Source organism: Camelimonas fluminis, assembly GCF_014656355.1.
Classification (GTDB): domain Bacteria; phylum Pseudomonadota; class Alphaproteobacteria; order Rhizobiales; family Beijerinckiaceae; genus Camelimonas; species Camelimonas fluminis.
The window spans coordinates 1-14767 of the sequence record NZ_BNCG01000048.1 but is presented as its reverse complement, the minus strand read 5'-3'; the positions used below and the strand labels follow the sequence as shown (position 1 = coordinate 14767).

The window sequence follows — 14767 nt, the reverse complement described above, 5'->3', positions numbered from 1 at the left end:
GTAGCTCGTCAGGCTCATAACCTGAAGGTCGCTGGTTCAAATCCAGCCCCCGCAACCAATTCAGGTCGTCACGCAAAATCGCCCACACCAGCCGCCCCAACCGGGCGGCTCTTTTGCGTCCGCAAATTTTGTTTCTGAGGGATATGCCAGGGATGCAAGCCAGATCGCAACGTACGTCGATCATCCGGGATGAGGACGATTTCCTTCACGAGGGACCTGATCAGACCGGCCGCCGTCATGCGCTTCTCCCCGAACCCCCCTGTAGCACTGCACTCCGCCGCCTGCGTAGCACGGCTGCGAGAGAGCTGGCTGAACTTCCAGTGACAGAATATGCAAGGAGGAGGCCCCAGCGACACAAGCCGCTGGGGCCCCTCCTTTTCCTGGCCGGCGCGTGATGCCGACCACGCGAGGCAGGGCAATTTGCGGTAAGCCGGGTTGTTGTTGCTCTGGCGCCATACGACGCTGAAGGCAATATCCCGTTGGCGACCGGGTGGTAGGCGATGCCCGGCATCGGAGCGGCGACGGCAGCACCACTCGTCACTGTCATCCCCTGACCTGCCGCAACGAGTGTCAACGATTGTCCCGGCTCATACACTGAAGGTCGATATCTGGATGGCGGCCGAAGATGCGCGCCCCGCCGGCCTCCGGTCGTGCTGCGGCGGAACGCGATCGTTGCTCAGGCGTCGGTCAGGCTCTGTAGACGTCATCCGGCGGCGCCGCGCCAACCTCGGTTAATCACCGGGCGTCGTGGAAAATGATTCCCACGGTGTGACGCATGCCGGACCTGATGCGACTGACGCCATGGCGCAGATTCACGCGATAGTTGCCTTTCGCTCCCTGGACCGGACGATTGTGGACGGCAAAGGCGACAGCATCCCCCTGGCGAAGCGGGACCACCTCGACCCGGCTCTGCATCCGCGGTCGCTGTTCGGTCAGCGCGAATTCCCCGCCCGTGAAATCGCGATCCGGTTCGGAGAGCAGGATCGCCACCTGGACAGGGAACCAGAGATCTCCATAGAGGTCCTGGTGCAGACAGTTGAAGTCGCCCGGCGCGTATTGCAGCAGCAGCGGCGTCGGCTTCGTCTGGCCGGCATCGTGGCAATGTTGTAGATACGAGGCGTGGTCGGCGGGGAACCGCTGATCCATACCCATTCGCGCGTTCCATTCATTGGCGATGCTGGCCAGATGCGGATAGAGCGCGGTGCGGATGCCGCCGATCAGATCGGGCAGCGGGTATTTGAAATAGCGGTACTCACCCTTTCCGAACCCGTGCCCCGCCATGATGATGTGGCTGCGGAAATGACTCCCGTCGGGATAGAGCGCCGCGATATTGCGACACTCAGCTGGCGAAAGAAGTTTCGGCAGCACGGCGCACCCGTAACTGTCGAGTTCGCCTGTGAGCGCCCCCCAGTCGAAGGCGGCAACCCGCGCCTCTGCGGAATTGGCCGCAGAGGCACGGTCGATGACGTCGATCAGCCGCTGGTTCATGCCAGCGCCTCCTTGCGGATCAACTCGCGCTTACGCTCGATGCCCCAGCGATAGCCGCCCAGGTCGCCATTGCTGCGGAGGACGCGGTGGCAGGGAATGGCCAGCGCGATCGGATTGGCCGCGCAGGCGCCGGCTACCGCCCGCGGATTGGCTGGCGGGCAGATCCGCTTCGCAAGCTCCATGTAGCTGACCGTCCAGCCCGCCCCGATCGACCGCAGCTTTTCCCAGACGCGGCGCTGGAACGGGGTTCCGCGCATATCGAGGGGCAAATCAAGACCACCGGATGGCTTGGCAATGTATCGCAGAATCTCTGCGAGGTCCTCCTTTACCGCAGCCTCGTTCGGAACGGGCATGGATTGCAGAAAACGCCCGGCGAGGTTCGCCGCCAGTTCGTCGGCGTCATCGCCAAGTAAGATCGAGCAAACGCCCTTCGCACTGCGCGCAACCAGCACCCGGCCGAGCTCACTGTCCGCAACCGCATACGAAAGAACGTCGACAGGCGTCGAACTGAAATTCGCCGGCGGATCGGACCGCGGCGTGTCAGTCATGATCATGAGGTTCATTGTCGTATCTCCCTGCTCTGTCCTCACGATCGAAACTACGTCCCGACGTATTTCCGCAAACTCCGATCCTTGTTTTCAAATCAACGTTTTGCTCTCCAGGCGCATGGTCGCCCGGCATCCAGGTTGAAATTCTGGCAGCGGAAGTTGGGTGCGGATTCCGACGAATTCGGCGGGCAATTCCAATATGAAGTCGGCACCCTGTTCCGATTTCATTCCGGCACCCGATTCCGATTTGAAGTCGGCAGGTGCGAGGTGATTTGCCTGGGTCGTTCGTGATGATTGTTTTGGATGGATTTGACGGTCAAGCGAGCGAGGCTGGAGGGCTCTGCGACTGACGTTTTCGCATGCTCTCGCCGGCGAGCTCGATGCGGTAGGCATTGTGAGCGATACGATCCATGATCGCGTCAGCGATGGTGGGATTCCCGATAATCTCGTACCAGCGGTCCACGGGGATCTGACTGGTGATGATGGTGGCGCGGCGCTCGTAGCGATCCTCGGTGAGTTCGAGGAGATCGCGGCGCTGGGTGTCGTCGAGCTTCTCCGGGCCCCAGTCGTCGATGATGAGGAGTTCGACCCTGGCCAGCGCCTTGAGCAGGCGGGCGTAACGGCCCTGGTCACGGGCCTGGGCCAGGGTGGCGAAGAGCCTCGGGGCGCGGTGATAGGCGACGGAGACATCGTCGCGGCAGGCTTTGTGCCCCAGCGCGCAGGCGAGCCAACTTTTGCCGACGCCGGCTGGGCCGGTGATCAACAAGCTACGGTGCTGGCGGATCCAGTCTCCGCCGGCGAGGCTGAGGAAGAGCCCGCGATCGAGGCCGCGCGCCGCCTTGAAGTCGACATCCTCGATGCTGGCGTTGTGGCGCAGCGCGGCGGCGCGAGCGCGGTTCTCGAAGCGCTTCTGGCGACGCATCGTACTCTCGCGTTCGAGCAGGAGGGCGAGCCAGTCGGCATGTTCGAGAGCGCGGCTTTCGGGCTGAGCCTGGAGCTCCTGGAAGCCCTTGGCCATGCCGTGCAGACCGAGCTCGGCGAGCAAGCCCATGGTGGGATGGATCAACATGATGTCTCCTGATCAGTGGAAGTAGCCCGGGCCGCGCAGATTGCTGTGCTCGATGATGGCGGCGGGTTCGGTAGGGGTCTTGGCCGCCGTTTGCCGAGCGGCGATGGCCGCGACAGCGCGGTAGGCGAACGCGCCGATCTCGAGGGCGCGGGCGGCGACGGCCTCGGCTTGGGCCGGCCTGAGGTCGCGGAACAGGCGCAGCACGCCGAGGCAGGTCCGGAAGCCATGCTCGGGATGGGGGCGGTTGGCCAGGATGGCGATGACCAGGCCTTCCGTGCTCGGGCCGACCGACGCGGCCCAGCGCCGGAGCCGTTCCGGGCTCCAGTCGGCATACCGCCGGTGCGAGCTCGGCATGTGGTCGGGGTTGGTTCCGTGCCGGCGACCGCCATAGCGACGCTGGTGCGCGGCGACGCGCTGGCCGCGATGGAAGACCTCGATCGTGCGGCTGGTGGCCCGCAGATCGACCTGCTCCCGGATCAGGCCGTGGGGAACGGAGTAGAAATAGCCATCATACTCGACATGGTAATCGACGCCGGCGCGGGCCAGGCGCCACTCGGCGAACTCGTAATCCTCGGGCAGCGTCGCCAGCGCCGGCCGCTCGACGGTCTCGAAGAGATGGCGGCGGGTCACACCGAGGCGCCGGATGACATGGTCGTTGATCCGGTCGACGGCTTCGCTGATCGCGGCATTGGCCTCGGCCAGCGAGAAGAAGGTCTGGTTGCGCAAGCGGCCCAGGATGGCGCTCTGCGCGAAGCGAACCCCGTTCTCGACCTTTGCCTTGTCACGCGGCTTGCGGACCCGGGCCGGCAGCACGCCGACCCCGTAATGCGAGGCCATCATGCCGTAGCTACGGTTGAGCTCCGGGTCGTAGAACGAGGCTTTGTTGACCCCGGCCTTGAGATTGTCCGGCACGATGAGGCGCGGAACGCCGTCGAAAAACCGGAACATCCGCACATGCGAGCCGATCCAGTCGGGCAGTCCTTGAGTCCAGCTCGCCTCGGCGAAGGTGAAGTTCGAGGCGCCGAGCACACCGACGAAAATCTCGGCCTCCCGGATGACGCCGGTCTGCGCATCGACGATGCCGAGCTTCTTGCCGGAATAGTCGACGAAGACCTTGTCGCCGGCGACATGCTCCTGCCGCATCGTCGGCGACAGCCGGCGCTGGAAGCCACGCAGCAGATCGCAGAACCGGCTGTAGCCGTAGCCCTGCGGGTGAATGGCGCGATACTCCTCCCACAGGATCGCCATCGTCACGCCCGGCTTCTTCAGCTCGACGACGAGGTCGCCCCAGTTCGGCTCCGGACGGCGTCGCGCGCCCGAAAGAGCACCGGGTCGCGCGAACAACCGGCCTGCCAGCGCGTCATCGTGTAGATCCGCTGGAAGCGGCCAGGACAGGCCGGCTGCCCGGGCGCGCGCCAGGTTCCCCTGCACCGTGCTGCGCGCCACACCAAGACGACGCCCGATCTCCCCGGGGCTCAGATCCTCTTCGGCCAAACGCAGCATCTGCCGCAGTTGTCTCATAGTCAGCTTCCTCTTCGCAGGCATCACGGTCTCCGTCTCGGTCGATACGGAAATCGTCTGCCAGAGTGGCTGACCCAGGCCTCCAACATCCCCTTCAGGGTGCCGGCTTCATCTCGGAATTACGTGCCGGCTTCAAATCGGATTGGCCTGCCGGCTTCGCTTCGGAATACCCCGCCCACTTCAATCGGAATCCGCAGTTGGGTGACGCGCAGCCCTATTTTGCGTTGTGGAAGATGATGCAAGGGGGATGTGTCGATGCCCTGCGTGCAGGCGGCTGACGCCGTGCCGGAGGTTCACGCACGCACTTCCGCGCGCGCTCCTGGCGGGCCGATGGTTGACCGCGAAGGCGACTGCGTCAGCCTGACGGAGCGGAACAAGCTCCTTGCCGAAGGCATGTCGGGCCATAACGATTCGGCTACGGAATTTGCCGTTTGTGGATAGAGAACTGTCAGCGCCCAGCATTCCTCTGGCTGGCGGGCGACGACAGAACCGCCATCACTATCCGGTATCATTCGCTCGCGTCGACGCGCCCGGCCGGTTTCAGTGCTGATTTTGAGGGCCTTTCGACCTGAACGGTGGACATCTCTATATGTTGGTCTGCCAGCGGTGCGGGCATGCGGCCGCGTTATGGAAAATGATGCTGAACGCGACCTACCGGCCTTCGCGCACCCAGGGCTGGCCTGAATCCGGGTTGTTACGATGGTAACGATAGCCGGTGCGGTCCGTGAGCCAACCAGCCGCGCCACAGTTCGTCATCGCCACCGGCATGGTGAAGTCGCCGGCCTTCGCCATGCGCCGGAATGGAGATGTGGCGGCGATGCCGGCGAGGGCCTCGAGAAGATCCTTTTCGTAAGGGAGCGCGGCGCCCCGGAGCAACACCGCTCCCCCGTCATTGTCTCGGTCGCGGGGCTGCGGAAGCAAGCATGTCAAAAAGATCAGGCATCATCTGATCTGTTGGGCGTCGTGTTGATCGACGGGTGCAACACCGGGCGGTATCCCGCGTGCAGCGCCATGACCGTCGACGGAGGGGTCAGAAGCCAGTCCGCATCGTGGATAAGCTCCGGCCTGGCGTAGCCTTCATTGGTCCAGCGATGCGCGAGGCCGGCGCGGAGGGTGTATGCCTCGCCATTGACCGCGACGACCGTTCCGTCGGGGAGATCGGTCAACAGGAGCGTGACGGGGTGCAGGCGCTTCCGACCCTGTTCGAGACGCTCTTCGTGAAGCACTGTGTCAATGCGGGCGGCGGATGGCGGGGACTCTTGCCTTGCAGACGCCCAGCAGGCGCGGAAGCGCTCCGCAGCTTCGCGGCGACATAGAAAACAGGGACGATGACCCGCAGAGAGCGCGACGGCTTCGTCGAGGAAAAACAGTTCGGTCCAACTCCGGCCAGCCATCACATCCCGGCGGCGCCCCCTGAACGCGCAATCGCAGATGAGCCAGGTACGGGTTGCCCAACGTTTGCACAGAAGAGTCTTTGTCGCGGGATCATGGATGATGCCGCGGTTGCCCGTGAACAGGCCCCGTTGGGCAATAGCGACAATGTCGCCAAATGGCGTGACGCGGTTCTGGAGGTGCATTCCGGTCCTCCCAAGCCAGAATGTCTGACGCTGCGCTGTTGGCAGGCGGAGTTAATAGAGATGTTTCTCGGCGTCCATCCTGCTGTGAAGTATGCGCACGACGGTGATCATATCGGCGTCTTCACGAAAGTAGAGCATGTGGGCGCCAAGCAGAAACTTCTGGTAACCCGCGCGGACAGTGGCTTTCCGACCCTGCTTTTGTCCAGACGCCAGGGCCACCAAAGCATCACGGATATCATCCGTGTAGCGATCCGCCTGCGAAGCGCCCCAGTGCTCCAGCGAGTAGTCCCATATGCCCTCCATGTCGGCCTGCGCCGCTGGGGTGAGCAGGATCCGTTTCACCGGGACCCGGATGCGGGGCGCTTGCGCGCCTTGAAAGCCTCGAAATCAAACTCAGTCGGTTCACCCGAAGCTTCGCCAGAGATCAACGCAGCTTCAAGCGCCTTGAGCTTTGCTTCATGCTCTTCCAGCAACCGAAGACCAGCGCGGACCACATCGCTGGCAGAGCCATACCGGCCGCCCTGGACCTGGGTGTCGATGAACGTCGCGAAGTGATCCCCGAGCGAGATTGAAGTGTTGCGCGCTGCCATTCTGGCGTCTCCTGCTGGCAATCATTTGTACCAAATTTTGGTAAATGCACAAGCTTGCGGAAATGGCCTGAGCTGGGCGGGTGGCGATCCCGGGATGAGCCTGACGCCTCATGCCGGCGGTGGTCTGGTCGCGCCTTCTGGAACAGGCGGAGGGATGGGGCGCTATCCTGGCTACTGCGCGACAGGGGTTCCCGGGGCGCGTGTTGTATTCATAATTTTTCCCGCTCAGACCCAGTCCGGCCGCTGTGCCCGCCGGGCAAAGTGCGACCTGGCTCCAGGCGCGCGCCTGCGCTGACCCTGGTGCGTTGCCGGATTGCCAGCCCGGGTCGCTTTGGGCTGATGATCAGGCGACCTCAGATCACCCTGTCTGGTTGATTGCCCACGCCACTCCGCATTCGGCCGATCTCAACCGCGATGCTGCGGTAATCCAGCGGCCGTTCTCCGGTTTGCAGCGCCATTCGCAGGAAGCGGATGGGAAAGCGGATGGCTTCCCGGTTGGCTTCGCTCAGGTCGCCGCCGCGATCGGAAGCGCCAGCCTCGGCCCGATCCAGCGCGCTTTCGAGGTCCGGCATGTTCAGCACGCCCTGGCGCTTCAGCGTATCGCATAAAGCGGCGAGCGCCAGCAGTACGCCTTCCATTTGCAGGTTTGCGGTGTTCATGTCGCGTCTCCCTCCTGTCGGATCCAGCATTTCTGGAGCAGCAACTCATGTGTCCTTTCGCCCCCGAGGCGAAGGACGGCACGGCGCGGGGCTCCTTTCATATCCGCAGACATGGCGGTCCCGGGGGAATGGATCGCTGACATCCCACCCTTTGAACGCAGCCTGGCGGCGAACGTTCCCACAAGGTCACAGGATGAGGCCCGACAGAGCAGGCAGCAAGGCCCCCCATATTCCACCTCCGGCGCGCCGCTCGCAACCTGGCCGCCAGCGTGAAACATTCATCGCAACTTCCGGCGCGCCTGGAAACAACTGGATGGGCAAGGCCAATCCACGTCAGTCCCTGGTTGACGGGCCGACGACAACATCGACTTGGGGTCATGCGCGCCGCAGCGGCGTCTTCCTGACCCGCCTCCGCAGGCAACCCTTCCCCGTGACTTTCTTGTCTTTTCCCAAGCCGATGACTGTGGGTCGGGCGGACCTTCCGCGGAGAGATATCTCGCCAGCTCTAAAGGCCCGCCCGGTGCTGGAGGTTCAAAAGCCCATTTTTTTCTTCATCTGCTGGTCGATCCAGATGCGCGCGTAGATGGGTCCCGGCCGGTTGGCGCCGGCGCGCAGTTCGCCGCCATAATTCTTCACCCACGGCCACCAGGCCGTGAACACATAAGGCGTTGGCAGCCACACGTAGGGGGCCTTGTCGAGCACCTCCCGGGTCAGGTCCTTGATCATTGCCTGACGTTTGGGCTCATCCTGCTCCGCGTAGGCGTCGGCCAGCCGGCGGTCAAATTCCGGATCCCGGTACATGGAGGCGTTCGCCTGTTGCCCTGGCAGGAAGCCGGTGCGCAACGTGGTGGTCGGATTGCTGTGCGGCGTCGAGGTGAAGAAGCCCGGGGCGTGGGTTTTTCCCAGAGCGGTGGCGAGGAAGGCCCCATACTCGAGTGGCTGGATTTCGAGTTTGACGCCGACCTGCTCCAGGTAAGCGGCGACAAGCGGCAGAAGCTCCATATGGTCCGGATTGCATGTGCAAACCTGGACCTTGAAGCTAAAACCCTTGGGATAGCCCGCTTCCGCCAGAAGTTTCTTCGCCTTCTCCGGATTGTAGGCATAGAGTTCACGTATACTCTCGGGCATCTTGTCCAGGGTTTCGTAATACCCCGTGTAATCAGGGTGCTGGGGGTAGGCGAACATTTCAGCCTGTCCGCCATAGTAAGAATCCACGATTTCCTTCTTGTTCACCGCCATATTGAGTGCGCGGCGCACGCGGATATCGTCAAACGGCTTTGTATCCGTGCGCATGGCCAGATACTGGCCGAACATGCTCAGCCATTTCCCCCACTGCAGCTGGGGGCTGGTTTTCTTCAACGGGTCGACGTCGGACCAACGCACGGATTCCAGGATGTCGACCTTGCCCTGGCGAAGCGCGGTCATTGCCGTCGATGGGTCGCGAATGTTGCGGAACACCACCTTGTCCAGCAGCGGCAGTTTGAATTCTTTTCCGTCAATCTTCTCGGACCCCCAGTAGTCCGGGTTCCTGGCGTAGGTCGCGGCGCTGCCCTGCACAAAATCCGTCAGCAGAAACGGGCCGGTGCCATTCAGCTTCTTCCAGTCGGAAATGCCCGCCTGCACGACCTCTTTTGGGTAGATTCCGGAAAAATATCCATACCCGAAGCGGTAACCCCATTCGGAGTTGAATTTGCTAAATGTAAATACAACAGTTTTTGGATCCTTGGCCTCGACCTTTTCCAGATGGTCGAAATATCCGGCAACCTTCTTTGGGCTTTGCAGCAGGCGATTGTAGGCGTAGACGACATCATCTGCGACGAGATCGCGGGCTTCCATCACGCCGGGTTTGGCGGGGAAGCGGGCGCCGTCGCGCAGTTTCACTTCCAGGCGCAGCGGGTTCTGTTTCCACTCCCAGCTTTCGGCCAGCTCGCCCCGAATGGCGTCTGAGGGCAGCCAGGCGTCCGCATAGAAGGAGTATGGGCCGCCGAGCCGTTTTGCCTTCGTCAGGTCAGCGGCGAACAATTGCTCGAACATCTGACCGGTGTCGTGGTTCACCTTCCAGTTCCAGTCGGCCGGATCCCATGAAAGCGTCGGCAATGCCCGGTAGAGGGTCGCGATTTCGATAACACCGCCTGGCGTCGGCGTTTCACTGGCTCTGGTCTGGACGGACGACGCGGCAAGCGCCGCCAACCCAAGGCCAATTGCCGCCGCGAAGCGTCGCTTGCGCGTGTGTTGTTGCATGAGATCCCTCCGTTTTATGCGGGGCTTTACGTCAGCCCCGTCTGCTGTTGATCCGTCCGGCGCTGTGGGCCGCGAGCCGGCCAACGCGGCGTATCTCAGGCGGCGGCCTGCCCATCCAGCGCTGGGGCGGCGCCATGCAAATGGCAGGCGACCGACCGGGCGTTGCCAATGGCTGTCAGTTCAGGCGCGCGCTGTGCGCAAATGGGCATCGCCATGGGGCAACGCGGGTGAAAGTGGCAGCCGGATGGCGGGTTCACCACACTCGGCGGTTCGCCCGTGATTTCTTCATGGACGCGGGTCCGCTCCGCCAACGGATCAGGCAAGGGAACGGCGGCGAGCAGTCCGCGCGTGTAGGGATGCAGTGGCTCGCGATAGAGCATGTCGCGCGGGGCGATTTCGACAATGCGCCCCAGATACATCACGGCGATGCGGTGGCTGACGTGCCGGACCACGGCCAGGTCATGGGCAATGAACAGGTATGAGAGCCCAAGACGTTCCTGAAGTTCCTGGAACAGGTTGACGACCTGGGCCTGGATCGAGACATCGAGCGCCGAAACCGGTTCATCGCACAACACCAGCGAGGGGTTGAGCGCCACGGCCCGGGCAATCGATATGCGCTGACGTTGTCCGCCGGAAAACTCATGCGGATAGCGCTCCGCCATATCCGGACGAAGTCCAACCAGCCGCAGCAGTTCCTGAATGCGGGCGCGGTAGGCGTCCTGGGTGCCCGTCACGCCATGGATGACCAGTGGCTCGCCGACGATGTCGCCCACTTTCATGCGTGGGTTCAGGGATCCGTACGGATCCTGGTAAACCATCTGCAGGCGCTGGCGCAGCGGCCGCATCTTTCTGGCCCCGAGCCCGGAAATATCCTGCCCTTCAAATTCGATCCTGCCCCCGGTCAGGGGCGTCATCCGCAGAATGGCCATGCCGGTCGTGGATTTGCCGCAGCCGGACTCGCCGACGAGTCCAAGCGTTTCCCCCTTCCGCACCTCAAACGATACGCCATCGACGGCTTTGACGGAGCCGGAGCGCCGGCGGATCAGAACGCCGTCATGGATTGGAAAGTGCACCTTGAGGTCGGACACCCGCAGCAGGGGCGCGCCGGTGGTCACGGGTTCAGCATGAGACATCGGCAAAACACGCCCGGTAGTGGCGGCCTCCCTGTGATTCAAGCGCCGGCCGTTCCCGCCGGCAGCGGGCCATCGCAAAGCGGCAGCGGGGTTCAAAGGCGCAGCCTTTGGGCAAAGCGGCGAGATCTGGCGGCTGGCCGTCAATCGGCGTCAGGCGTTGGCCGGCCTCCTGATCAAGCCGCGGTATGGAGGCCATGAGGCCGAGCGTGTAGGGGTGCTGCGGATTGGCGTAGATGTCCTGCGCCGAACCGCTTTCCACCACCCGCCCGGCGTACATCACACAGACGCGGTCGGCGTAGCGCGCCACGACGCCGAGGTCGTGGGTGATCAGGATCAGGGCCGCATTGGTCTCTTTTGTCAGGTTCTTCAGCAGGGAGAGGATTTGCGCCTGCACCGTGACGTCCAGCGCGGTCGTTGGTTCGTCAGCGATAATCAGATTGGGCTTGCAGGCCAGGGCCATGGCGATCATCGCCCGCTGGCGCATGCCGCCGGAAAACTGGTGCGGGTGAGCGTTGACCCGTCTGGCGGCGTCGGGAATGCGAACTTTTCCGAGCAGTTCCCTGGCCCGTTCGAACGCTTTCGCCCAGGTGAGCTTGCCGTGGAGCTGTAACGGTTCTGCAATCTGCAGGCCGACCGTCAGCGCCGGGTTCAGCGATGACATGGGTTCCTGGAAGATCATGGCGATCCGGTTGCCGCGGATGCTGCGAATGCTCGCTTCCGACGCCTTGAGCAGGTCTTCGCCATGAAACAGAATTTCGCCCGCACAGATGCGGCCCGGCGGCGTGGGAACAAGGCGTAACAGGGAGAGCGCGGTGACGCTCTTGCCGGAGCCGCTTTCGCCAACGATCGCCAGCGTTTCCCCAGGCCGGACATCGAACGACACGTCGTCGACGGCGCGGACCCGCCCCGCGCCAGAGCCGAATTCAACAGCGAGATTCTTCACCTCAAGAACCGGACTGTGCACTGGCGGCCTCCCTCGTTCTGGCGCGCGGACGCACGCTGGGGTCATGCAATTCAGCGTGTTCCGCGCATCCGAGGATCGAGCAGATCGCGCAAGGCGTCGCCAAAGACGTTGGTTGCGTAGACGACGAAGGTCAGGCACAGCCCCGGCGCGAGAGCGAGCCACGGGCCCTGCAGCATGTAGGTGCGCCCACTGCCAGACAGCATGCCGCCCCAGGTGGGAGCCGGCGGCGGAACGCCGAGGCCAAGGAACGACAGCCCGGATTCCGCCAGGATGACGAAGCCGACCCGGGTGGTGAACAGGATGATGACCGGCGCCATGACATTGGGAAGAATGTGCCGGAACAGGATGCGGAATGTGCTGGCGCCCATGGACTGGGTGGCGGTCACATACATGTTTTCCCGCACCGAGATCGTGGCGCCGCGGATGATGCGCGATCCGCCAATGCCCAGCAGCAAACCCAGCACCAGGATGATGGGCAGCAAACCAGGACCGACGACCGACACGACCACGATCAGCACGATCAGGTCCGGGAAGCTCATCCACGCGTCGACCATGCGCTGGACGATCATGTCGAACCGGCCGCCGATGTATCCCGACACCACGCCGATGACGACGGAGACAATGGTTGCGAGGCCCGCGGCGCAGAACCCGATAATGACTGACAACTGGGCGCCGTAGAGACAACGCGAGAACACATCCCGCCCCAGATTGTCGGTTCCGAACAGAAACTGCCAGGAGGGCGGTTTCAGCCGGTTGATCGGGCTGATCTGGTTATAACCGTAAGGAGCCAGGACATCCGCGAACAGCCCGCAGAACAGGAAGACGAGGAAGATGACCGCGCCGGCGGCGCCGAGTGGCTTCTCGCGAAACAGCCGGCCGATGAATTTCATCGTCGCGGATCCGCGTCGGGGACGGGAGGCGGCTGGCCTATCAAGCGCGATCGTCATCAGCGATACCTCACCTTTGGATCGAACAGGCCGTAGCTGAGATCAACGATCAGATTGATCAGCATCACCGCGACGCCGACGACCAGAAACACACCCGCGATGACCGGATAATCGCGCTGGCCCACGGCGTCGAGCAGCAGCAACCCCATGCCCGGAATGACAAAGATCTGCTCGATGATCACCGCGCCGCCGATCACCAGCGGCGCCTGGATGCCAATCAGCGTGATCACCGGGATGAGCGCATTACGCAGGGCGTGCCGGACGACAATCGTGCGCTCGTTCAGACCCTTGGCCCACGCGGTGCGGATATAGTCCTGGCGCAGCACCTCCAGCATCATGGTGCGCATCATGCGCATGGTGATGGCGGAGAGGGACATGCCGAGGATCAGGGCTGGCGTGAGCATATGTCCGAGGTTTGCCAGCGGGTCCTGGGTGAAGGGGACATAGACCAGCGCGGGCGCCCATCCCCACCAGATCGAGGGGAAGACCATGACCATGGTGCCAACCCAGAACGAGGGCACCGCCAGCATCAGGATCGACAGGGAGCGCATGAGGTAGTCGCCGGTCGTGTCCTGCCGCAGGGCGGAAAGGACGCCGATCGGCACGGCAATGACCAGGCCGATGATGATCGCCAGCAGACCGAGTTCGAAGGTAATGGGCAGACGGGCCAGAATCTGGTCCAGCACCGGCGTATTCTGCCAGAGCGAATGGCCAAAATCACCGCGCGCGACGCCGCCAAGCCAGCGGAAATACTGAATATATACGGGTTGATCGAGGCCGAGCGCCTGTTCGAGTTGCTCGCGATCCTTCTGGCCGGCGCTGGTGTCGTTCTGCGACAGCATCATGTCGATGACGTCGCCGGGGATCATCCGCACCGTCGCGAATACAATCAGGCTGGCGAAGACAAGGGTGGGAATGAGCGCCAGCAGGCGGCGAAGCGTATAGGCCCACATTGCTCACCTGCCAGGCCTGGTGAAGGAGATCGGAAGGCTGCCGTGATGCGCCGCAGGAACATGGCGACGGCCTGCGCGTCCTGGTCCGGATGCACCGGCCGGGCCGAAATTTCGCTTGCGGTCCTTGCATTCCATAAGCGCTCGTTCCCCCGCGAGAGTCGTTACAATGTCATAACATATACAAAATGCGAGAAAACATATCGGCCGTTCAAATTTCCGACTAAAATTTTATCGACCGATATGTTTTGAGCGCGCCTTCACGGGGAAACCCGCATGGCCCATGGCGCAGACAGTCCGGACGTCCGGGCGCTTCACCTGCGCCATGGCGGCCGCGGCAAGCGTGCTGCGCCGTTGGTCGCGTGCACATCCGGGTTTGAAAATGGTCGAAAAGGCCGCCTCGTTGGCAATGGGTTCGTTTCAGCAATTGAACGCCTTGAGATATGCAGGCCTGTTTGGAGAAACGGGGTTTCCTCTGTCAGGTTGTCCCACGATGAGGTTTGCATGCCTGTCGTTCGTCGATCCGGCCTCCTGGCCCTCGTTCTCACCCTGCCTGTCGGTGCCGTTGCCCAAAATGCCCAGACCTTCACCGCCGCTAACGGCTCCTACAGTTTTCAATATCCGCAAGGCTTCTCGCTGAGCCATATGTTTGCCGACGGGACCGGCGACGTGACGGGCGTCACCGCCTCAACCATGAACAACGGTGATGTAGTGATCACCTTTCTTGGGCCGCGCGATCCTGGCGATATTACAGGGGTCAGCGAGCAAAGCCGGCAGGCCATTGTTGATGAATTCACAAAGTCCATAGCGGTCCTGCCGTCGATCAGGCTCAAATCGTCGACGATGACGACGATGCTTGGCCAGCCGGCCGTCGATATGGTTTTCACCAACAAACGGTTCAAAAACGTCGCGATCAATCGCTACGTGTTCACGGTGCGCGACGGCAAGGCCTACAACTTTGAATGCATCTATCGTGAGGACAAGCCGGATCAATTTGTTCCCGCCTGCGATCTCGCCGTTTCATACCAAGGCCTTCTGCCCCTGACTCATGCAGGGTTTTGTTGGGAGCGCGGACGTGAT

At 62.7% G+C, this 14767-nt stretch carries 17 protein-coding genes; 1 reads left to right on the top strand and 16 read right to left on the bottom strand.

Annotated features, from left to right (window positions below):
• The 16 genes from IE243_RS23225 to IE243_RS20405 form a co-directional block, all read right to left on the bottom strand.
• Positions 1-184 (bottom strand): hypothetical protein (locus IE243_RS23225; RefSeq protein WP_210319926.1); only part of this gene is annotated, 184 nt, incomplete at its 3' end.
• Positions 185-735: 551 nt separating this feature from the next.
• Entirely contained in the window at positions 736-1488 is a 753-nt protein-coding gene (locus IE243_RS20475; RefSeq protein WP_191321181.1) for a 2OG-Fe(II) oxygenase, read from the bottom strand.
• A complete protein-coding gene (locus tag IE243_RS20470; protein WP_191321180.1) occupies positions 1485-2051 on the bottom strand; it encodes a methylated-DNA--[protein]-cysteine S-methyltransferase in 567 nt (188 codons plus the stop codon). The genes IE243_RS20475 and IE243_RS20470 overlap by 4 nt, the downstream gene beginning before the upstream one ends.
• 301 nt (positions 2052-2352) lie before the next feature.
• Positions 2353-3105: an IS21-like element helper ATPase IstB gene (istB, locus tag IE243_RS20465; RefSeq protein ID WP_191321179.1), complete on the bottom strand. Its 753-nt coding sequence runs from the start codon at positions 3103-3105 to the stop codon at positions 2353-2355.
• Between the two features lie 12 nt (positions 3106-3117).
• Positions 3118-4626: an IS21 family transposase gene (gene istA, locus IE243_RS20460; RefSeq protein ID WP_373301729.1), complete on the bottom strand. Its 1509-nt coding sequence runs from the start codon at positions 4624-4626 to the stop codon at positions 3118-3120.
• 180 nt (positions 4627-4806) lie between these two features.
• Positions 4807-5031: a 2OG-Fe(II) oxygenase gene (locus IE243_RS20455; RefSeq protein ID WP_373301730.1), complete on the bottom strand. Its 225-nt coding sequence runs from the start codon at positions 5029-5031 to the stop codon at positions 4807-4809.
• Between the two features lie 246 nt (positions 5032-5277).
• A complete protein-coding gene (locus IE243_RS20450; protein ID WP_191321177.1) occupies positions 5278-5502 on the bottom strand; it encodes a 2OG-Fe(II) oxygenase family protein in 225 nt (74 codons plus the stop codon).
• Positions 5503-5561: 59 nt separating this feature from the next.
• Positions 5562-5852: a hypothetical protein gene (locus IE243_RS23880; protein WP_308432090.1), complete on the bottom strand. Its 291-nt coding sequence runs from the start codon at positions 5850-5852 to the stop codon at positions 5562-5564.
• Positions 5853-6254: 402 nt separating this feature from the next.
• A complete protein-coding gene (locus tag IE243_RS20440) occupies positions 6255-6545 on the bottom strand; it encodes a type II toxin-antitoxin system RelE/ParE family toxin (protein WP_191321175.1) in 291 nt (96 codons plus the stop codon).
• Positions 6542-6793: a type II toxin-antitoxin system ParD family antitoxin gene (locus IE243_RS20435; RefSeq protein ID WP_191321174.1), complete on the bottom strand. Its 252-nt coding sequence runs from the start codon at positions 6791-6793 to the stop codon at positions 6542-6544. Before IE243_RS20435 ends, IE243_RS20440 begins: the two co-directional genes overlap by 4 nt.
• A 353-nt stretch (positions 6794-7146) precedes the next feature.
• Entirely contained in the window at positions 7147-7452 is a 306-nt protein-coding gene (locus tag IE243_RS20430; protein WP_191321173.1) for a hypothetical protein, read from the bottom strand.
• A 531-nt stretch (positions 7453-7983) separates the two neighbouring features.
• The gene (locus IE243_RS20425) at positions 7984-9693 is read right to left on the bottom strand and encodes an ABC transporter substrate-binding protein (protein ID WP_191321172.1); all 1710 of its coding nucleotides are present in this window, start codon (positions 9691-9693) and stop codon (positions 7984-7986) included.
• A gap of 95 nt (positions 9694-9788) precedes the next feature.
• Complete coding sequence (locus IE243_RS20420; protein ID WP_191321171.1) at positions 9789-10826, bottom strand: ABC transporter ATP-binding protein; 1038 nt, start codon at positions 10824-10826, stop codon at positions 9789-9791.
• Positions 10813-11835: an ABC transporter ATP-binding protein gene (locus IE243_RS20415; RefSeq protein ID WP_191321170.1), complete on the bottom strand. Its 1023-nt coding sequence runs from the start codon at positions 11833-11835 to the stop codon at positions 10813-10815. Before IE243_RS20415 ends, IE243_RS20420 begins: the two co-directional genes overlap by 14 nt.
• Before the next feature lie 5 nt (positions 11836-11840).
• On the bottom strand, positions 11841-12680 hold the full coding sequence (locus IE243_RS20410; protein ID WP_210319925.1) for an ABC transporter permease: 840 nt from the start codon (positions 12678-12680) through the stop codon (positions 11841-11843).
• 56 nt (positions 12681-12736) lie between these two features.
• Complete coding sequence (locus IE243_RS20405; RefSeq protein ID WP_191321168.1) at positions 12737-13690, bottom strand: ABC transporter permease; 954 nt, start codon at positions 13688-13690, stop codon at positions 12737-12739.
• 273 nt (positions 13691-13963) lie between these two features.
• Here IE243_RS20405 and IE243_RS20400 point away from each other — a divergent pair.
• Positions 13964-14767: hypothetical protein (locus tag IE243_RS20400; RefSeq protein WP_191321167.1), on the top strand; the 804-nt coding region annotated here is incomplete at its 3' end.

What these genes read in the sequence shown, in the direction of transcription:
- IE243_RS20475 (WP_191321181.1), bottom strand. Translation starts at nt 1,488, where the DNA reads ATGAACCAGCGGCTGATCGACGTCATCGACCGTGCCTCTGCGGCCAAT.
- IE243_RS20470 (WP_191321180.1), bottom strand. Translation starts at nt 2,051, where the DNA reads ATGAACCTCATGATCATGACTGACACGCCGCGGTCCGATCCGCCGGCG.
- istB (WP_191321179.1), bottom strand. Translation starts at nt 3,105, where the DNA reads ATGTTGATCCATCCCACCATGGGCTTGCTCGCCGAGCTCGGTCTGCAC.
- istA (WP_373301729.1), bottom strand. Translation starts at nt 4,626, where the DNA reads ATGAGACAACTGCGGCAGATGCTGCGTTTGGCCGAAGAGGATCTGAGC.
- IE243_RS20455 (WP_373301730.1), bottom strand. Translation starts at nt 5,031, where the DNA reads ATGGCCCGACATGCCTTCGGCAAGGAGCTTGTTCCGCTCCGTCAGGCT.
- IE243_RS20435 (WP_191321174.1), bottom strand. Translation starts at nt 6,793, where the DNA reads ATGGCAGCGCGCAACACTTCAATCTCGCTCGGGGATCACTTCGCGACG.
- IE243_RS20430 (WP_191321173.1), bottom strand. Translation starts at nt 7,452, where the DNA reads ATGAACACCGCAAACCTGCAAATGGAAGGCGTACTGCTGGCGCTCGCC.
- IE243_RS20425 (WP_191321172.1), bottom strand. Translation starts at nt 9,693, where the DNA reads ATGCAACAACACACGCGCAAGCGACGCTTCGCGGCGGCAATTGGCCTT.
- IE243_RS20420 (WP_191321171.1), bottom strand. Translation starts at nt 10,826, where the DNA reads ATGTCTCATGCTGAACCCGTGACCACCGGCGCGCCCCTGCTGCGGGTG.
- IE243_RS20415 (WP_191321170.1), bottom strand. Translation starts at nt 11,835, where the DNA reads ATGACCCCAGCGTGCGTCCGCGCGCCAGAACGAGGGAGGCCGCCAGTG.
- IE243_RS20410 (WP_210319925.1), bottom strand. Translation starts at nt 12,680, where the DNA reads ATGAAATTCATCGGCCGGCTGTTTCGCGAGAAGCCACTCGGCGCCGCC.
- IE243_RS20405 (WP_191321168.1), bottom strand. Translation starts at nt 13,690, where the DNA reads ATGTGGGCCTATACGCTTCGCCGCCTGCTGGCGCTCATTCCCACCCTT.